The organism is Sphingobium quisquiliarum P25 (assembly GCF_000445065.1).
GTDB classification, from domain to species: Bacteria; Pseudomonadota; Alphaproteobacteria; order Sphingomonadales; family Sphingomonadaceae; genus Sphingobium; species Sphingobium quisquiliarum.
This window is the reverse complement of record NZ_ATHO01000165.1, coordinates 1-18925: the sequence shown is the minus strand read 5'-3', so window position 1 is coordinate 18925 and position 18925 is coordinate 1. Positions and strand designations below refer to the sequence as shown.

Annotated in this window: 18 protein-coding genes and 1 pseudogene; 8 read left to right on the top strand and 11 right to left on the bottom strand. The window is 64.4% G+C overall.

Annotation, left to right across the window (positions count from 1 at the left end):
* The first annotated feature begins 42 nt into the window (after positions 1-42).
* Together ruvC and L288_RS40515 are read left to right on the top strand one after the other, a co-directional pair.
* Complete coding sequence (gene ruvC, locus L288_RS40520) at positions 43-534, top strand: crossover junction endodeoxyribonuclease RuvC (RefSeq protein WP_031304946.1); 492 nt, start codon at positions 43-45, stop codon at positions 532-534.
* Positions 535-835: 301 nt separating this feature from the next.
* Complete coding sequence (locus L288_RS40515; RefSeq protein WP_021239911.1) at positions 836-1693, top strand: arylamine N-acetyltransferase family protein; 858 nt, start codon at positions 836-838, stop codon at positions 1691-1693.
* 38 nt (positions 1694-1731) lie between these two features.
* Here L288_RS40515 and L288_RS40510 read toward each other — a convergent pair whose 3' ends face one another.
* Complete coding sequence (locus tag L288_RS40510; RefSeq protein WP_021239910.1) at positions 1732-2385, bottom strand: glutathione S-transferase family protein; 654 nt, start codon at positions 2383-2385, stop codon at positions 1732-1734.
* Positions 2386-2532: 147 nt separating this feature from the next.
* On the opposite strand from L288_RS40510, the gene aat reads away from it, so the two are divergent.
* Positions 2533-3303, top strand: coding sequence for a leucyl/phenylalanyl-tRNA--protein transferase (aat, locus tag L288_RS40505; RefSeq protein ID WP_021239909.1), 771 nt, complete (start codon positions 2533-2535; stop codon positions 3301-3303).
* 35 nt (positions 3304-3338) lie between these two features.
* Here the strand turns inward: aat and L288_RS44055 are convergent.
* From L288_RS44055 to L288_RS40485, 4 genes and pseudogenes are all read right to left on the bottom strand, one after another.
* Positions 3339-3509: pseudogene (locus L288_RS44055) on the bottom strand (DUF2155 domain-containing protein); the annotation flags it as partial.
* A 245-nt stretch (positions 3510-3754) separates the two neighbouring features.
* Entirely contained in the window at positions 3755-4153 is a 399-nt protein-coding gene (locus L288_RS40495) for an NADH:ubiquinone oxidoreductase subunit NDUFA12 (RefSeq protein WP_021239907.1), read from the bottom strand.
* A gap of 50 nt (positions 4154-4203) precedes the next feature.
* Entirely contained in the window at positions 4204-4731 is a 528-nt protein-coding gene (locus L288_RS40490; protein WP_021239906.1) for a DUF192 domain-containing protein, read from the bottom strand.
* Between the two features lie 344 nt (positions 4732-5075).
* The gene (locus L288_RS40485; protein WP_021239905.1) at positions 5076-5600 is read right to left on the bottom strand and encodes a regulatory protein RecX; all 525 of its coding nucleotides are present in this window, start codon (positions 5598-5600) and stop codon (positions 5076-5078) included.
* Between the two features lie 148 nt (positions 5601-5748).
* Between L288_RS40485 and L288_RS40480 the strand changes: the two genes are divergently transcribed.
* Both L288_RS40480 and L288_RS43295 read left to right on the top strand, forming a co-directional pair.
* Positions 5749-7509, top strand: coding sequence for a fatty acyl-AMP ligase (locus tag L288_RS40480; RefSeq protein WP_037471315.1), 1761 nt, complete (start codon positions 5749-5751; stop codon positions 7507-7509).
* 329 nt (positions 7510-7838) lie between these two features.
* The gene (locus L288_RS43295; RefSeq protein ID WP_152522123.1) at positions 7839-8303 is read left to right on the top strand and encodes a CC0125/CC1285 family lipoprotein; all 465 of its coding nucleotides are present in this window, start codon (positions 7839-7841) and stop codon (positions 8301-8303) included.
* 15 nt (positions 8304-8318) lie between these two features.
* Here the strand turns inward: L288_RS43295 and L288_RS40475 are convergent, their stop codons facing one another.
* The 5 genes from L288_RS40475 to cysS all read right to left on the bottom strand — a co-directional run bounded on the left by L288_RS40475 (position 8319) and on the right by cysS (position 13370).
* Positions 8319-8621, bottom strand: coding sequence for a hypothetical protein (locus L288_RS40475; RefSeq protein ID WP_021239902.1), 303 nt, complete (start codon positions 8619-8621; stop codon positions 8319-8321).
* 121 nt (positions 8622-8742) lie between these two features.
* Positions 8743-9492 (bottom strand): ParA family protein, encoded by a 750-nt coding sequence (locus tag L288_RS40470; RefSeq protein ID WP_031304944.1) that lies wholly within the window; start codon positions 9490-9492, stop codon positions 8743-8745.
* Positions 9493-9629: 137 nt separating this feature from the next.
* Positions 9630-11000 carry a class II 3-deoxy-7-phosphoheptulonate synthase gene (locus L288_RS40465; protein ID WP_031304943.1) on the bottom strand — a complete coding sequence of 457 codons (1371 nt, stop codon included), beginning with the start codon at positions 10998-11000 and terminating at the stop codon, positions 9630-9632.
* Between the two features lie 388 nt (positions 11001-11388).
* The gene (locus L288_RS40460; protein ID WP_081796227.1) at positions 11389-11667 is read right to left on the bottom strand and encodes a Rap1a/Tai family immunity protein; all 279 of its coding nucleotides are present in this window, start codon (positions 11665-11667) and stop codon (positions 11389-11391) included.
* Between the two features lie 185 nt (positions 11668-11852).
* Entirely contained in the window at positions 11853-13370 is a 1518-nt protein-coding gene (cysS, locus tag L288_RS40455) for a cysteine--tRNA ligase (RefSeq protein WP_021239898.1), read from the bottom strand.
* A gap of 598 nt (positions 13371-13968) precedes the next feature.
* Here cysS and L288_RS40450 point away from each other — a divergent pair.
* The 3 genes from L288_RS40450 (at position 13969) to L288_RS40440 (ending at position 16552) form a co-directional block, all read left to right on the top strand.
* Positions 13969-14679, top strand: coding sequence for a Bax inhibitor-1/YccA family protein (locus tag L288_RS40450; RefSeq protein ID WP_021239897.1), 711 nt, complete (start codon positions 13969-13971; stop codon positions 14677-14679).
* Positions 14680-14681: 2 nt separating this feature from the next.
* A complete protein-coding gene (locus L288_RS40445; RefSeq protein ID WP_030538966.1) occupies positions 14682-14966 on the top strand; it encodes a TFIIB-type zinc ribbon-containing protein in 285 nt (94 codons plus the stop codon).
* Between the two features lie 128 nt (positions 14967-15094).
* Positions 15095-16552: a mannose-1-phosphate guanylyltransferase/mannose-6-phosphate isomerase gene (locus tag L288_RS40440; protein WP_021239895.1), complete on the top strand. Its 1458-nt coding sequence runs from the start codon at positions 15095-15097 to the stop codon at positions 16550-16552.
* Between the two features lie 491 nt (positions 16553-17043).
* Here L288_RS40440 and polA read toward each other — a convergent pair.
* Positions 17044-18925, bottom strand: a 1882-nt coding sequence (gene polA, locus L288_RS40435; protein WP_021239894.1) for a DNA polymerase I, incomplete at its 5' end; no start/stop codon positions are given.

Here is an 18925-nt window from a genome sequence, read left to right as displayed (position 1 = left end):
GACATGCCCTCCCTTGGCCGCGCCCGCTTGCGGGAGGGGGATTTGATCATCCTTGGCCTTGATCCGGGGCTGGGCACCACGGGTTGGGGGCTGATCGCGGCTGACGGCAACCGCCTTACCCATATCGCCAACGGGCAGATCAAGACGGATGCCGGAATGGCGCTGGCGACCCGGTTGCTGGCGCTCGATCTGGCGCTGACCGACCTGATCCTGGAGCATCAGCCCAATGGCGCGGCGGTCGAGGAGGTGTTCGTCAATGTGAACCCGCAATCGACGTTGAAGCTGGGGCAGGCGCGCGGCGTGGTGCTGCTGGCCGCGTCCCGGTCCGGCATGGAGGTGGGCGAATATGCGGCCCGGCTCGTCAAGAAGTCAGTGGTGGGCGTCGGCAACGCGTCGAAGGATCAGGTCCACGCGATGGTCGCGCGGCTGCTGCCCGGCGCGAAAGTTGCGGGGCCTGATGCGTCGGATGCGCTGGCGGTGGCGATCACGCATGCCCATCATCTGGCGAGCGCCCGCCGTATTCCTCGCAAATGATACCGTGACGGGAAGGTCTGCGTGTAGGAAAAGGGTTACATAGGTGACACGACAGGACCGCGGAAAAGCGCGGTTTTTGCGGAAATTTCCTATTTGCGGTTTGACCGTTGAAAGAGCCGGTGGCGGTATAGAAGCTAGGACGGGTTGTAGGACAGCGGAATTTTTTGGTGAGCCGATTTTTCCGTGGTGAAGGGGAAGTGGGCTGACATTTCCTATTTTCCCCTCCACCTCCACCTTCGGCTTGGCCGATGGTCCCCTCCCCGTCGGGGATGGGGAGGATTTTTGGAGTGAGAGGCGCGTGATGAACTCCGGCGAACTTTCCGATTATCTGGCGCGGATCGGCGTTGGGGCCGCGCCTGTGGCCGGTCTGGATGGCCTGCGTTTGTTGCAGCGGGCGCACCGGCTGGCCATTCCGTTCGAGAATCTGGACATTCCGCTGGGGCGGGGAATCGATATATCTCCGGCCGCGATCAGGGCCAAATTGGTTCGCGCGCGCAGGGGCGGATATTGTTTCGAGCAGAACGGCCTGTTCGTGCAGGCGTTGACCGCGCTGGGCTTCACGGCCCGGCCATTGCTGGCGCGTGTGTGGCTGGGCGCGCCGGATGAGGCGCCGCCGCGCACCCATATGTTGGTGCTGGTGACGCTGGAGGGCCGCTATTGGGTGGCCGACACCGGCTTTGGCGGCAGCTTCACCCCGCCCATGCCGCTGGAAGACGGGGCGGAGGCGGAGACGCCCGACGGCGCGCGGCATCGATTGCGCCGTTGCACCATGCCGGGCGACCCGGACGGCGAATGGCTGCTGGAGCGCGACGGCGTGTCGGCGGCCACGGACGGGCGGTCGGCCGGATCGGGATGGCAGCCGCAATATGGCTTTTCCCTGCGCGAGGTCGTCCCGGTGGACATCGAGCAGTGCAATCACTGGACGGCGACGCGGCCGGGCACGCGCTTCACGAGCCTGTGCGTCGTCAGCCGGGTGCTGCCGGACGGGTTCGCGGCGCTGACGGATGCGCGGCTCAGCCTCTATCGTGGCGGACAGCCGGAAGGACGCCAGCTTGGCGGGCCGGAGGAGTATCGCGACATTCTTAAAGACCTTTTCGGCATCGGCCTGCCGCTTGCGGAGGTTCGCGCCCTGCCGATGTTCGCGTCTGATCCGGCATAGCCGCCGTCAGACTGCCGAGTTGAGGAGCGGGACGCAGGCTAGTCAGAACCGGCGCTGACCAGGAACACCGCGCGCTGGGCATCGAAGGCGCGCTGGAAGGCGGGACGGGCTTCGCCTCTGGCGACATAGGCGGAGAGGGCGGGATAGTCCTTCAATATGCCGGAACCGTGCAGCCTGCGCAGGACGGCCACCATCATCAGGTCGCCAGCGCTGAACGCGCCGTCCAGCCAGTCCGCCTGTCCCATCCGGCGGGAAAGCTGTTCCAGCCGCGTGCGAATGCGTTGTTCCAGCATGGGCTGGCGCTCTGCCGACCAGCTTTTTCCGCTTTCCAGCAGCATGGCCATGGAATGTTCGACGATGGGCGGTTCGACGGTGTTGAGCGCGGCGAACATCCACATGATGGCGCGCGCGCGGGCGTTCGCGTCCCGCGGCAACAGGCCCGGACGGGATTGCGCGATGTGAAGCACGATCGCGCCGGATTCGAACAGGATGAGATCGCCTTCCTCATAGGCCGGTATCTGTCCGAAGGGATTATGCGCCAGATGCGCGGGCTGTTTCAGCGCGTCGAAGGACAGGAGGCGGACGGCGTAGGGCAGACCCGCTTCCTCAAGCGCCCAGCGCACCGGCATGTCGCGCGCCAGGCCCTGGCCGCGATCGGGCGATTGTTCGAAGGCCGTGATGGTGATGGTCATGCTGCACCTCTCCGATCGGAAAGGATGCCCCGGCGGCCCTGCCCTGGCAACGGAAAGACGGGGAAGCGCCCCAGTGCTGCGGATAATCGTGGGGAGGGGCGAAGTCGCACTGGCGCGGCGGCGCATCTTTCCCTAAATTCATGGCCGATGACGATTGATCCGCTGGTGCTGTTGCAGGCCTATGCCATCGGCGTGTTTCCCATGTCCGATGACCGGGAGGCGCAGGAGGTCTACTGGATCGAGCCGAAGCGGCGGGCGATCATGCCGCTCGATGGCTTCCATATCTCCCATTCGCTGGCCAAGACCATCCGGCAGGAGCGCTTTCGGGTGACGGCCAACCGGGATTTCGCGGGCATCGTGTCGCTGTGCGCGCAGGCGGCGGAGGACCGGCCGTCCACCTGGATCAACCGCGAGATCGAAAGCGCCTACCGCCACCTGCATGAGATCGGCTTTGCCCACAGCGTCGAGGTGTGGGACGGGCAGGAACTGGTGGGCGGCCTCTATGGCGTGGCGCTGGGCCGCGCCTTTTTCGGCGAGAGCATGGTGTCGCGCCGGACGGACGCGTCAAAGGTGGCGCTGGCGTGGCTGACCGCGCGGATGCGCTTCGGCGGTTTCACGCTGCTGGATTGCCAGTTCATGACGGATCATCTGCGATCGCTGGGCGCGATCGAGATCAGCCAGCGCGACTATCTTCAATTGTTGGCGGCGGCGGTTGAGGATGTGCCGCTGGGTTCCGGCCGGGCGGTGCTGGCGGGCGGTTCGGGAAGCTGCGCGGAGCTGGCGTTCGCGCCGCTGTCGGGCCCGGCCGCTCTGGCGGAAGAGGAGGAGGAGGGCGCTTCGCCCTTGCCGCCCAGCTTCACCGTGCCGGGGCCAGCATCCGGCCAGGACATCGTGCAGCTTCTGACCCAGACGTCATAGACCGGGTGCTGCACGACATTGCGGTCGGGCCGTTCGCGGAACAGCCAGCCGGAAAAATTGCGCCGCCACTTGCCATCGGCGCTGCTGCGCACGTCCAGTTGAACGAAAGCGCCGGTTTCCTGCACATTTTCCCAGGGCGCGGTCGTCTCGCAGGCTTGCAGGCGGACGATGGCGTCGCCCACACGCAGCGCTTCGCCCGGTTTCATCGTCAGGTCGCGGGTCAGGCCGTTTCGCTTGTTGAGCAGGCCGATCACGGCGACCCGCTCACTCATGGGCGTGCCGGGCAGGGCCGAATTTTCGCCGTTGCGGATCGGGGTGCGTTCGATGCGCACCGGTCCGGTCTGGTTCGCGGCGGGGATATCGTCATCGCCGCAGCCCGCCAGAAGCAGGGCGCAGCCGAGCAATGGCAGGCTGGGCAGGATCGGCAGGAACGCCCCCGCCCGGCGCAGGGTCATGACGCGTCGGGGCTCCACGCCTCATAATCGCCGGTCGCCTTCTGCCGGTGACCGCCCTTTTCCAGCGCGCCGGAGGGGCGGTAGGCGTTGGGAGTGCCGGTGGCGTTGGGGGTGAAATCCCTTTCCCAGATGCGCGGCGGCGGCAGGCAGCTTTCCGGCGTGCCTTCGATCGTGTGATGCAGCCAGCCATGCCATTCGGCGGGCACGCGGCTGGCGTCGTTATTGCCGTTGTAGATCACCCAGCGGCGGGTGCGGCCATAAGAGTCCGCGCCGCCTTCATAATAGATATTGCCTTGATGGTCCTCTCCCACCTTCGTGCCCTTGCGGGAGGTGTAGAGTGCGGTGCCGATGGTGGCGCCGTTCCACCATGTGAAGATCTTGGCCAGGATTCCCATGGGCGAAGCGCTTAAGGCCGGGGCGGGGGATTGGCAAGGCGGATATGGCGTTACCGGGCGCGGGACGGACAGAAATCGAGCCCGGCCGGACCCTTGCCCGCCGGATCGGCGCAGCGGCCCCAGGCAACCCGGTCCCCCGGCGCGATGCCAAGCTCCGCCGCCCGCCCGCCGCGCAGTTCCAGAACGGCGGCGACGGGGACTCCGGCGGAGACGGGCTCGCGCGAATAGGGCGTGGTGTTGGCGGCGATGAAGGCGATCGTGCCGTCAGTGCGGATGAACAGCATGTCGAGCGGGATCAGCGTGTTCTTCATCCAGAAACTGGCCGTGCGCGGCGGGTTCATGGGAAAGAGCATGCCGCCGTCCGGTTCCAGCGACTTGCGGAACATCAGGCCCTGCTCCTGCTGCTGCGGGGTGAGGGCGGCCTCCACGGCAAAGCGGCGAGTGCCGGTCGCCGTGCTGATGACGAGGGGGAGGAGGACCTGCTGCTGGCTGGCGGGGCTGGTCGCCTTCTCCGCCTTGGGCGCGGTGGGGGAGCAGGCGGCGAGCGCGAGCAGGAGGAGGGCGGGGAGGTGCTTCATGGGTTGGGCTTATCGCATTGGTGGCGGGTTGCGCTATCCGGCTTGGGTGGATTCTTTTTGGGGCGCGCAGAGGCGCAGAGGGCGCTGAGGGGGTGCGGGGGGTGGTGTGGCGCGTTGTGGATTTTGGTCACGCGGAGGCGCGGAGACGCGGAGGGGAGTAGAGGCCAATCCCGCGCTCCCTCTCCTCTGCATCGCCGAAGGCAAAAATCATTCTTTGCCTGCGCTGCGCGCCATCATGAAAGAGCAGGCATCGATCCAGCCGCAACCTCCTCCGCGTCTCCGCGCCTCCGCATGAACCAAATTCCTCTGCGCCCTCTGCGCCTCCGCGCAAACCACAAAATCCTTCAATCCTGCGGCTCTGGCGGTTCACCGGGGGGAGCGTCGATCCAGCGGCGGGCGGTTTCGTAGCTGTGGCCTGCGCGCAGGAAGGCGGCGATCGCCTTTTCGCGCTGCTTCGGGTCGGCGCGCGCCTGCGCATAGGGGCCGATGCGCTTGCGGCGGGCGAAGCGATCGGCGGCGGCCCAGCTTTCGTTGCTCGTCTGGGCGTCCGCTTCTTCGCGATCGGCTGGCGCGATGCCGTCCGCGTGCAGGGTTTGCGCCACGCGGCGCGCGCCATAGCCGCGGCGGGACAGGGCCGCGCTTTTCATGACGGCATAGCCCCGGTCGTCGACATAGCGCAGTTCGGCAAGCCGATCGACCAGCCGGTCCGGCGCTGGCGGCTGCGCGCCCGCCCAGCCGCGCTCCTTGAGCTTGCGGTTCAGATAGGCGAGCAGCTTCGCCCGGCTGGTCGCGAACCGGCCGACATAGCGCAGCGCCAGTTCGCGCAAGCTGTCTTCATCGAGCGCTGGAGGGGGACGTTTGGCGGTCATGGCGCGATCATGCGCCAAGCGCCATGTTTATGCCACAGTCGGGCCGGAATTTGACCGCGCCTTATGCTGTAGAAGTTCACGCTGGTATGCAACTATCCGGTGCATCGCGATGTCAAAGGTGATAGCGCCCGCCCCGGATGACAAGATGATGACATTGGGTGACGCCAATATGACGGGTTCGCAAAGCATGATGGCACCTACGCCGACCAATGATGCCCTGCCACGGCGCTTCTCCGATTTCGAGACGCTTGGCGAGGCGCTGGACTATGCCGCGCAGGGGGTGCGGGGGCTGAATTTCCATGATGCGCGCGGCAATCTGGCGCGGCCCTACCCTTTTTCGGAACTGCGCGCCGACGCGATCGCCTGCGCCCACAGGCTGATCGCCCATGGCGTCAAGCCGCAGGACCGCGTGGCGCTGGTCGCGGAAACGGGCGCTGACTTCGCCCAGCTTTTCTTCGGCATCGTCTATGCGGGCGCCTGGCCGGTGCCGCTGCCGCTGCCCACCAGCTTTGGGGGCAAGGAAAGCTATATCGACCAGCTCAACGTCCAGCTGACCAGTTGCGACCCGATGCTGTTCCTCTTCCCCAAGGAACTGGAGGAAATGGCGGGCGAGGCCGGGCGGCAGCGTTCGGTCGAAAGCATCGCCTTTGAGGATTTCATTGCCCGTGGGGTGGTTCCGGCGGAACTGCCGCAGGCGCGGGGCGACGAGGTCTGCTATCTGCAATATTCCAGCGGATCGACCCGCTTTCCCCACGGCGTCGCGGTGACGCACCATGCGCTGCTCAGCAACCTTGCCGCGCACAGCCACGGGATGCAGGTGCAGGAAAGCGACCGCTGCATCAGCTGGCTGCCCTGGTATCACGACATGGGGCTGGTCGGCTGCTTCCTGTCGGTCGTCGCCAACCAGGTGTCGACCGACTATATGAAGACCGAGGATTTCGCCCGCCGTCCGCTGGCGTGGCTGGACCTCATCAGCCGCAACGAAGGCACGTCGATCAGCTATTCGCCGACCTTCGGCTATGACATTTGCGCGCGGCGGATGTCGAGCCAGACAAAGGCGGCGGACCGGTTCGACCTGTCGCGCTGGCGGCTGGCGGGCAATGGCGCGGACATGATCCGCCCGGACGTGATGCAGAGCTTCGTCGACGCCTTCGCTGATGCGGGGTTCAGCCCCAAGGCGTTCCTGCCGAGCTATGGCCTGGCCGAAGCGACGCTGGCGGTCACCATCATGCCGCCGGGCGAGGGCATCATCGTCGAGCTGGTCGAGGAAACCGACCTGTCGGGCGGCGACGCGACCGAAGGACGGCCGCAGCGCTTCCGCTCCATCGTCAATTGCGGCAAGCCCGCGCGCGACATGATCGTGGAAATCCGCGACGAGGACGGCGCGCCGCTGGGCGAACGGCAGATCGGCAAGGTGTGGACCACCGGCCCGTCGCTGATGGTCGGCTATTTCCGCGATCAGGAAGCGACCGACGCCTGCATGGTCGATGGCTGGCTGGACACGGGCGACATGGGGTATTTGAGCGACGGCTATCTCTACATCGTCGGCCGCGCCAAGGACATGATCATCATCAACGGCAAGAACCATTGGCCCCAGGACATCGAATGGGCGGTGGAGCAGTTGCCGGGCTTCAAGCAGGGCGACATCGCCGCCTTCGCGATCACGACGCCGGGCGGCGAGGAAGCGCCCGCGGTGCTGGTGCATTGCCGCACGTCCGACAATGACGAGCGCACGCGGCTGCGCGACCAGATCCGCGAGCGGGTGCGGGCGATCACCGGCATGAACTGCGTCGTGGAACTGGTGCCGCCGCGCACATTGCCGCGCACGAGTTCGGGCAAGCTCAGCCGGTCGAAGGCGCGCAACCTGTATCTGACGGGTGAGATCCGGCCTTACGATATTGCGGCTTGAGTTGGGGTTGGGTTTTGGGCGGTCTGCGGCCGGATGAGGCTGCGGGATGCGGTCGTTTGAGTGAACGCTGCGCCGCAAGCTCAGCGGCGGGAAGAACTGACACTGGCGGATAGCAGAGGCGTTCGTTGGAATATCGTCGTCCCCGCGCAGGCGGGGATCTATCTCTCTGCATATGGCTGAATTGCCGAAGGCGACATGGGTCCCCGCCTGCGCGGGGACGACGAAGATGGGTGGAGAGCAGAAATTCTGCTTCGGAGAAGCGGATAGGTGATTGCAGACATTGTATATCCGACATTTTTAGACGATGTGTTGCGAAATTGGGGGTGTCGATGCGTAAGCTATTTTCCGCTGCATTGTTTATCAGCATCATAGTGTCAGCCACGATTGCTCCAGCACAGACCGTCAAATATCGCCGTTGGGGTATGACGGGAGGCTACAAAGACAAAGTGATCGGCCCCAATTCTTGGCGCGTCGTTACGGGAACCAACGGCGGCGCTCCGGAAGGCAGTGCCGGAAGAATTGCTTTGTATCGAGCGGCAGAACTCACGAGCCTAGCCGGGTTTCGTTATTTCCAGATCATCAACCAAAAGGGCAGCCAGATGTATATGGGCATAGGCTGGGGACCCGCGACTATTAGAGGGCCGGGTGGTGCAGAACTAACCATCATTGCAGTAAATGACCCCGCCGCGCCGCAGACCTGCTTGGCAAAGCAACCCGAACTTTGCACCACATTGGATGCACAAGAGACGATGGACAAAATCAAGCCGTACTTGGTATTTCCGGAATCGAAATAACGAGTTTATCCCGGCTCAACTGTCGGCCTCACGCGTCATCGCCACGAAAGCCAGCGGACCGGCTACAAGCCCAAAGAGCAGTGCGAGGAAAGCGGCTAACATCATTACAAAAGCTGCGCCTGGCTCCGGCTGTGCCATGGTTGCGAGGTAGCCCCCTGTCGCTAATAAAACGGCAAAAACGATAGCCCCCATCAAGGTGGCAGCGCCACGGCCTTGCCGCGCAACCTTATGCAACAGCAATATGATGGCGAAGCAGGAAACCCCGCCTACCAGCAGGCATGAGAGAACCGCGATCCAAATCTGCATGTTCAGGCTCATAGATGCCTCAAGGATTGCTTCTGATTGAACCCATACTGCACGACGGCAATGTCAGCTATGGGCATTCCTCAGTTCGAGGACGGACGGCATAAAATGGTCGAAAGCCGTCGTCGAACTCAGCTCACCCCCTCGACAACTGCCGCTCAATCGTCGTCCACAGCCCTGAGAAAGCCTGCGCCGGGGGTGATGACGCGGCGAAGGCGCCCAGCGGCTTCCGTTGCACCGTCATCTGCTCGACCATGCTGGCCATGGGGATGGCGGGCCAGCCGGGTTGTTCCTCCAGCGCCTTGCGGTGGAGGGCGCGGCGGCGGTCGACCATGGAATAGACGGGGAGGATCGGCGCATGCGATCCGCCGCGCTGGACGAGGTAGCGGGCGACTTCGCCCATGGCGCGCTGAGACAGTGGGGAAGGGATGACCGGGATCACGATCATATCGGCGGCGCGCAGCACCTGCTCGCTGGTTTCGGTGAGGCCGGGCGGGCAATCGAGGATGATGCGGTCATAATCCTTGCCCAGGCTGTCGATGAGCTTTGCCAGCCGCTTCTTCTTGTCCATTTCGCGAAAGAGATGGTCGAGGCTGCGCAGCGAGGTGTCGGCGGCGATCAGGTCAAGGCCGGGCACGGTGGAGGGCTGGATCAGCTTGCGGACCTCCACATCCTTGCTGAAGATCGCCTGCGCGGCGTCGCGGCTCTGCTTGTCCGTGGAGATGAGCCAACTGGAGGCCGCCTGCGGATCAAGGTCCCATAGCAGCGTGCGCCGCCGCGAGATCGAGGCCGAAGCCCAGGCGAGATTGATCGCGAAAGTGGTTTTGCCTACTCCGCCCTTCAGGCTGTAGACGGCGATGGTCGCCAATGCCGGTTCCTTTGCCATGGGTGAAAGCTACGGCTTTGACCCGTCAAAGCAAGCGGACAATCATAGGTTGGTGACGCTGTCGTGACAGGGGCGCATCGCCCATGAAAAATCCCGCCGGAAGCGATCGGCGGGATTTTCTGTTCCAAGCGGAAGGATCAGGCCGCGGCGCGGCGTTCCTTCAATTCCTCGTTCAGCATTTCCGCGAGCAGGAAAGCGAGTTCGAGGCTCTGCGCCGCGTTGAGGCGCGGGTCGCAATGGGTGTGGTAGCGGTCGGCGAGGCCCTCGTCGGTGATGGCGATGGCGCCGCCGGTGCACTCCGTCACATTCTGACCCGTCATTTCGGCATGGATGCCGCCGCCGAAGCTGCCCTCCGCACGGTGGACGGCGAAGAAGCCGCGCACTTCGGCCAGGATGCGGTCGAAGGGCCGCGTCTTGTAGCCATTGGCCGCCTTGATGACATTGCCGTGCATCGGGTCGCAGGACCAGACCACGGGATGGCCTTCGCGCAGCACCGCGCGGACCAGCTTGGGCAGGCCCGCCTCGATCTTGTCATGACCATAGCGCGTGATGAGCGTGATCCGGCCTGCCTCACGCGAGGGGTTCAATATGTCGAGCAGGCGAATGAGCGCGTCGGGCTCAAGGCTGGGCCCGCACTTCATGCCAATGGGGTTGCCGATGCCGCGCAGATATTCGACATGCGCCGAACCTTCGAACCGCGTGCGGTCGCCGATCCAGAGCATGTGCGCGGACGTGTCGTACCAGTCGCCGGTCAGCGAATCCTGCCGGGTCAGCGCCTGCTCATAGGGGAGCAGCAGCGCCTCATGGCTGGTGTAGAAGCTGGTTCCGCCAAGCTGCGGCACGGTCTCGGGCGACAGGCCACAGGCGCGCATGAAGTCGAGCGCTTCGCCGATCTGGTCGGCGACCGCGTCGAATTTCGCGGCAAGCGGGCTGCGGCCCATGAAATCCAGCATCCAGCCGTGGACGCGGTCCAGGCTGGCATAGCCGCCGGTCGAGAAGGCGCGCAGCAGGTTGAGCGTCGCGGCCGACTGGTTGTAGGCGCGGACCATGCGCTGCGGGTCAGGCTCGCGCGCTTCGGCGGTGAAACCGATGTCGTTGACATTGTCGCCGCGATAGCTGGGCAGCTCCACGCCGCCGATCGTTTCCGTATCAGCGGACCGGGGCTTGGCGAACTGCCCCGCCATGCGGCCGACCTTTACCACCGGCAGCTTGGACGCGAAGGTCAGCACCACCGCCATCTGTAGCAGCACGCGGAAGGTGTCGCGGATGTTGTTCGGGTGGAACTCGGCAAAGCTTTCGGCGCAATCCCCGCCTTGCAGCAGGAACGCCTCGCCGGTTGTGACCTTGGCAAGTTCGGCCTTCAGGTTGCGCGCTTCGCCGGCAAAGACGAGCGGGGGAAACTGGCTGAGCTGAGCCTCCACGGCGGCAAGCGCCTGCGCGTCACGATAGACGGGCATCTGAATGCCCTTATGCTCCCGCCAGCTTTCCGGCGTCCACTTCGCCGTCACAGTGAGTCTCCCAAAGACGTGAAAATAGGGGCCGCACCTACGCTGATGAAGGGGGTAACGCAAGTTTATAGCTGTGGGAGGGGTGGCGCGGGTTTTTGGGGCGCGCAGAGGCGCAGAGGGCGCTGAGAGGGGTGTGGGGGTTGGATTGGCGTGTTGTGGATTTTGTTCACGCGGAGGCGCGGAGACGCGGAGGAGGTTGCGGCTGGATCGATGCCCGCTCTTTCATGCGGGCGCGTAGCGCAGGAAAGGATGATTATTGCCTTCGGCGATACAGAGGAAAGGAAGTGCGGCATCGGCCTCTACTCCCCTCCGCGTCTCCGCGCCTCCGCGTGAACAATCCTTCCAAACCCCTCAGCGCCCTCTGCGCCTCTGCGCGAACCCAAACCCATCACTTCTCACAAGGATAACGCCCATTCAGCGCTACGCTGACGAGCACGGAAGCGGGCGCCTTGCGCTGGTCGGGATAGCGTTCGAGATAGGCGACGACGATCCGCCGCACGTCTTCGGCCTGCATCTGGTCCGGCCAGCAATTGGGCTGGGCGCGGCCGATGAACACGTCCTTCTTGATGCCATCGACCGCCCCGGCGATGTAGGCCGTGCAGGCGAGGGCATATTCGGGCGCCTTGTTCCGGCATTTGGCGAGCAGGGTCGCGCCGGTTTCGAACATGAAATTCTGCGCTGCTGCGGGCGGCGTGGCCAGCGGGGTTCCGAGCAGCAGCGATGTCGCCAGGATGTGCGATTTCATGGACGGATGGTGCGCTTCCGGCGAGGCGCTGTCCAGCCGGACGGGCGCGTGCCAGGCACGGCCTGCCGCATTATGACGGTGGCGTAACAGATTGGTAAATAAGGAATTTACCCCAGTTTCAGCCGCCATTCCCAGCGCATCGGATCGCCGTCCATGACATCGACGCCACGTTCGATCAGCGCATCCCTGATCTCGTCCGACAGGGCGAAGTTCTTTTCGGCGCGCGCGGCCTGGCGGCGGTCCAGTTCGGCTTCCACCTCTTCCGGCCTGATCTGCGCATCCCTGGGCGTCAGGCGAAGGTCCGCACGCGTCAGGTGCATGAGGTTCAGCCCCAGCGCCTGATCGAAGGCGGCGATGAGGCAGAGCTTTTCATCGACGGGAACCTTCTTGATCGCGATCGTCTCTTCCAGCAGCGGGAGCGCGCGCGGGGTCATCAGGTCGTCGCTGATCGCGGCGTCGAACTGTTCGAGCAGCGGCGCCAGCTTCGGGTGCAGGTTGGCGCGCAGATAGTCGAGCCGGGGCGATTGCCATGTCACGCCTTCGGCGCGGGCCTTGAGGCCCTCCACGCCCATGATCAGCCGTTTCAGCCGGGTGAGCGCCGCGCCGACGCTGTCCGCGCTGAATTCCAGTTCGCTGCGATAATGAGCGCCCAGGCACAACAGGCGATAGGCGAGCGGGTGGACGCCCGCGTCGATCAGCGAGAAGAGGGTGGTGAAGCCGCCCTTCGACTTGCTCATCTTGCCCTGGCGGTCGACGAGGAAGTTGTTGTGCATCCACCAGCGTGCGCCGGTGAAGCCGGGCTGCGCATCGGTGCAGCCGCAATAGGCCTGGTTCTGCGCGATCTCGTTGGGGTGGTGGATCTCGCGATGGTCGATGCCGCCGGTGTGGATGTCAAACGGGTGGCCAAGGCGCGCCTCGCTCATGACCGAGCATTCAAGGTGCCAGCCGGGCGCGCCTTTGCCCCAGGGGGAGTCCCATTCCATCTGGCGCTGCTCGCCGGGCGGGGACTTGCGCCAGATGGCGAAGTCGCTCGGGTTGCGCTTGCCAGCGACCGGATCGATGCGGGCATGGGCGGCGTCATCGCGGCCGCCCGCCAGCGCGCCATAATCGGGCACGGTGCTGCTGTCGAAATAGAGGCCGGTGTCGAGTTCGTAGCAATGGGCGGGCGCGATCTTCTTCGCGAACTCGATCATCTGCGGGACATAGTCGGTGGCGACGGTCCATTCGCTGGGCGGCAGGATGTTGAGGTCGGCGATGTTGCGCTTGAACGCGTCGGTATAATGGGCCGCGATGTCCCAGATGCTCTTTGCCTGTGCGCGGGCGGCGGCCTCCATCTTGTCATCGCCTGCGTCGGCGTCGCTGGTCAGGTGGCCGACATCGGTGATGTTGATGATGTGCGTGACGTCCAGCCCCTTCCACAGCAGCGTGCGGCGCAGCGTGTCGGTGAAGACATAGGCGCGCAGGTTGCCGAGATGGGCGTAGTTGTAGACGGTCGGGCCGCAGCTGTAGACGCGGGCGTGGCCGGGATCGATGGGCGCGAAAGGTTCGACCGTGCGGGTCAGGCTGTTGAAGAGGCGCAGGGGCGCGTCGGCATGCTGTTCGGCAGGGGTGAACTGGTCGCTCATGAGGCGCAGCCATGCGGTGGTTGAGGGCGGGCGTCAACCGGGGGCGAGGGGTTTCCTTTTGGTTCGCGCAGAGGCGCAGAGGGCGCTGAGCGGGTGTGCGGGGGGTTGGCCTGGCGCGTTGTGGATTTTTCACGCGGAGGCGCGGAGACGCGGAGGGGGATTAAGGCCAATGCAGCGCTTCCTTTCCTCTGTCTTGCCGCAGGCAAGGATCATTCTTTGCCTGCGCTGCGCGCTGTCATGAAAGAGCGGGCATCGATCCAGCCGCAACCTCCTCCGCGTCTCCGCGTCTCCGCGTGAACAAAAATCTTCCAAACCCTCAGCGCCCTCTGCGCCTCTGCGCGAACCCCTTCCGAACCCCTCCTGATTCGTAACAAATTGTTGCTGGCGTGCCGATGGCTTGCGTTTGCGCGTTCGACTTCCAATATTGCCTGTGCGGGCCGGGCCCCTCTGGCGGCTGGATGATCCAGTTGCGATGTCGGACCGCATCGAGTGCGCTCGGTGCAGGTTCGTGGGGCTTTCCCCCCTCAAGCCTCACGAAGACCGCGCCGGGCCACTCGATCCACATGACGTTTGTTTTGAAGGATGGAGTTTCTACGCCGTGAACAATCCCGTTCGTACATCGAATTATGGGACGACGCAGGCGGCGCAATATGACGCCGGGCTGCGTAGTCACATGCTGGGCGTCTTCCGCAACATGGGGATCGGCCTGGTCATCACCGGCCTTGTGGCCGCCTTCATCGGCAATACGCCGGTGCTGGCCGCCGCCATTTTCGGCACGCCGCTCAAGTGGGTCGCGATCTTCGCGCCGCTGGCGTTCGTCTTTTTCTTCAGCTTCCGCATCGAAAAGATGACGACCGCAGGCGCGCGGATGGCCTTCTGGGCTTTTTCCGCCGTGATGGGCGTGTCGCTGGCCAGCATCTTCCTGATCTTCACCGGGGGGAGCATCGCGCAGGCCTTCTTCTCGGCGGCGGTGATGTTCCTGGCGATGGCGCTGTGGGGCTATACCACGGGGCGTGACCTGTCGAAGATGGGTTCGTTCCTGATCATGGGCCTGATCGGCATCCTGGTCGCGAGCCTCATCAACATCTTCATCGGCTCGTCGGCCATGCAGATGGTGATTTCCATCATCGGCGTCGTGGTCTTCACCGGCCTCACCGCCTGGGACGTGCAGCGCATCAAGTCGGAATATTTCTACTATGCCGGCCATGAGATCGCGGAAAAGATGCAGGTCATGGGCGCGCTGTCGCTGTACCTAAACTTCGTGAACCTGTTCCAGATGCTGCTGAGCCTGACGGGTGACAGGGAATAATGATGCGGACGCCAGAAGCCGTGTCGGCCATGCTCTGCCCGGTCTGTCATGTGGGACTTTCCATGACGGACCGGCAGGGGGTGGAGATCGATTATTGCCCGCAATGCCGCGGCGTGTGGCTGGACCGGGGAGAACTCGACAAGATCATCGAGCGATCCGGGTCCGCCGCCGCCGCTCCGCCGCCGCAGCAGCAGGCGCATTACCGGCCCGACCGCGACTATCGCGATGACGGCCGCTATTATCAGAAGAAGCGCAAGAAAAGCTTCCTGGAAGAATTGTTCGATTAATGAAAGGGCGGCCCTGGCGCCGCCTTTTTTTCGCGACTGGTGGAATGGGGAGGAAAGCTGCCCCCTTGTCTCGTCCGGGCGATCCTTTAGAGCGCTCGGGCAGGCTTCATTTCGCGAACAGGATTTTCATGCCGGGAACCAACGCTCCTTCGGTCGAGATCACGCCCGTCATCCTGGCGGGAGGATCGGGCACCCGGCTTTGGCCGCTGTCGCGCAAATCCTATCCCAAACAGTTCGTGCCGTTGCTGGGCGATACCACGCTGTTCCAGTCGGTCGCGCGCCGCCTCTCGGGCGCGGCGGAGAATTTCTCCTTCGGGCAGCCGTTGATCCTCACCAACTCGCTGTTCCGTTTCATCGTCGCGGAGCAGCTGGCGAAGGAGAATATCGATCCGGCAGCGATCCTGATCGAGCCGGACGGGCGCAACACCGCGCCCGCCATATTGGCGGCGGCGCTGCATCTGGCCGCGCGCAATCCTGACGCGGTCATGCTGGTTGCGCCGTCCGACCATGTGGTGCCGGATGTGGCCGCATTTCATCAGGCCGTGGGCAAGGGGCTGGACGCGGCGCTGGCGGGCGACCTCGTCACCTTCGGGATCAGCCCGACGCGGCCCGAAACAGGCTATGGCTATCTCCAGGCGCAGAGCAGGCCGGATGGATCGGGCGCGCCCATCAAGCTGGCGAGCTTTGTCGAGAAGCCTGATCTGGCGCGCGCCGAAGAGATGCTGGCGACCGGCGATTATCTCTGGAATGCGGGCATCTTCCTCTTCGCGGCGAAGGACCTGATTGCAGCGTTCGAACAGCATGCGCCATCAATCCTGTCGGCAGTGCGCGCGGCGGTGGAGCAGGCGGAAAGCGACCTCGGCTTCCTGCGGCTGGCGGCGGAGCCCTGGGGCAAGGCGGAGAGCGTCGCCATCGACTATGCGATCATGGAGCGGGCGGACAATCTGTCGGTCGTTCCCTTCGATGCGGAATGGTCCGACCTTGGCGGCTGGGATGCGGTGTGGAGCCATTCGCAGCCGGACGGGAATGGCGTTGCGCTATCGGGCGGCGCGACCGCGCTGGATTGCCGCGACACGTTGCTGCGATCGGAAAGCGAAGGGCTGGAGATTGTCGGCCTGGGCCTTAGCAACATCGTCGCGGTGGCGATGAACGATGCGGTGCTGATCGCGGACAAGGCGCGCACGCAGGATGTGAAGCTGGCCGTCGAGGCGCTGCAACGCAAGGGTGCGCGCCAGGCGGAGGCTTTCCCTAAGGATCACCGGCCCTGGGGCTGGTATGAAAGCCTGGTGGTGGGCGCGCGCTTCCAGGTCAAGCGGATCACCGTGCTGCCGGGCGCGTCCTTGAGCCTGCAAAGCCATTTCCACCGGTCCGAGCATTGGGTCGTCGTGGAGGGAACCGCCAAGGTCACCGTGGGCGAAGATGTGCAACTGCTGTCGGAAAACCAGTCGGTCTATGTGCCGGTTGGCGCGGTGCACCGGATCGAAAATCCGGGCCGCATCCCGATGGTGTTCATCGAGGTGCAGACCGGGTCCTATGTGGGCGAGGACGACATCGTCCGTTATGAGGACCGCTACGCGCGGGAATGAATTTGGGTTCACGCGGAGGCGCGGAGATCGCCGCCCTGCGGCCCCGCCGTCATCTTCCTCCAAACTCGATCCAGTTTACGGCCGCTTGCGCGGCATGCGAATCCTCCGCGCCTCTGCGCCTCCGCGTGGAAAACTGCTACGCGGCCCGTATGTTGGTGCGGATGACAGGTTCCGCTTTGTAGCCGTAATGTGTGGAAGCGGGAGTTTTGGTTCGCGCAGAGACGCAGAGGACGCTGAGTATTTGTGCGGCGATCGTTTCGCTTCGTAATAATTTTTCACGCGGAGGCGCGGAGACGCGGAGGGGGTATCGGCATATGCCGCTTTTTCTTTCCTTCATCGCGTAGGAGGTAAGGGTATTTTTTCCTGCGCTGCGCACCATTGTGGAAGATCATGCATCGAACCGGCGTGATCTTCTCCGCGTCTTCGCGTCTCCGCGTGAACCAAATCTTCCAAACATCTCGGCGCCCTCTGCGGGCTCTGCGCGAATCAAATCAATGCGCCGCGCCCCAGCTTGCGCCGTGGCCGATCTCCACGCCCAGGGGCACGCTCAGCTTCACGATGGGTTCGGCGGCGGTTTCCATGACGCGGCGGATGACGGTGCTGGCTTGCTCCACATCGCCTTCGGGTAGTTCGAAGACCAGTTCGTCATGGACCTGGAGCAGCATCTTCACGCTATGGAGCCCTTCCGCTGCGAGGGCGGGCCCCATGCGGGCCATGGCGCGTTTGATGATGTCGGCGCTGGTGCCCTGGATCGGGGCGTTGATCGCGGCGCGTTCGGCGCCCTGCCGTTCGTGCTGGATAGGGGCCTTGATGCGCGGGAACCATGTTTTGCGGCCGAACAGGGTTTCGGTGTAGCCGCGCGCGCGGGCTTTTTCGAGGGTTTCGGTGATATAGAGGCTGATGCCGGGGAAGCGCTCATAATAGCGGCTGATCATGTCCTGCGCTTCGTCGGCGCTGATCTCCAGACGTCCGGCGAGGCCCCAGCGGGAAATGCCGTAGAGGATCGCGAAGTTGATCGTTTTCGCGCGGCCGCGCGTGTCGCGATTGACCTCCCCGAACAATTGCTGGGCGGTGGCGGCGTGAATGTCCTCACCCGCCAGGAAGGCTTCGCGCAGGGCGGGCACATCGGCGATGTGGGCGGCGAGGCGCAGTTCGATCTGGCTGTAGTCCGCCGCGAGGATGACATTGCCGGGCTCCGCGACGAAGGCATGGCGGATCTGGCGGCCGACTTCGGTGCGGATCGGGATGTTCTGGAGATTGGGGTCGGTGGAGGACAGGCGGCCGGTCTGCGCGCCCGACAGGCTGTAGCTGGTGTGGACGCGGCTTGAATCCCTGTTGATCTGGGCCTGGAGCGCGTCGGTATAGGTGGATTTGAGCTTCGAAAGCTGACGCCAGTCGAGGATTTTCCCGGCGATTTCCGCGCCCTGGGCCTTTAGCTGTTCGAGTATGGTGACATCGGTGGAATAAGCGCCGGACTTGCCTTTCTTGCCGCCCTTGTAGCCCATCTTGTCGAACAGGATCGCGCCCAGTTGCTGGGTGGAGCCGATGGCGAAGGGCTGGCCAGCCAGGCCGTGGATTTCGCCCTCCAGCTTCGCGATTTCGGCGGTGAATTCGGCGGAGAGGCGGGACAGGGCTTCGCGATCGACCTTGATGCCTTCATGCTCCATCTTGGCGATGACGGAGACGAGCGGGCGATCGACCAGTTCATAGACGCGGGTCGCGCCTTCATTGGCGATGCGGTTCTTGAACAGCTTCCACAGGCGCAGGGTGACGTCCGCGTCCTCGGCCGCATATTCGGTCGCCTTGTCGAGCGGGACTTCGGCGAAGCTGATCTGGTTCTTGCCGGTGCCGCACACATCCTTGAAGCTGATGCAGACATGGTTGAGGTGGGTTTTCGCCGCCTCGTCCATGCCGTGGCCCGCCAGGCTCTGGCCTGCGTCGAGGTCGAAGCTCATGACGATGGTGTCGTCATAGGGCGCTATCTCGATCCCGTGGCGGCGCATGACCGTGAGGTCATATTTGAGGTTCTGGCCGATCTTGAGGACGCTGTCGTCCTCCAGCAGCGGCTTGAGTTTCGCAAGGACGAGGTCGAGGGCAAGCTGCTCAGGCTTTTCGGCGAACATATCCTTCCCGCCATGGCCGACGGGGATGTAGCAGGCGGCGCTGGGGCCGACGGCCAGGCTGACGCCGACGAGCGCGCAGGAGACGCAGTCGAGCATGTCGGTTTCTGTGTCGACGGCGACGATGCCTTCCGCATGGGCGGCGGCGATCCAGCGGTCGAGCGCGTCTTCCGTCACCACCGTTTCGTAGAGGCTGCGGTCGATGGGCGGTTCTTCTTCCAGCACCGGGGCGGCGGGCGCGGTGGCTTCGGTG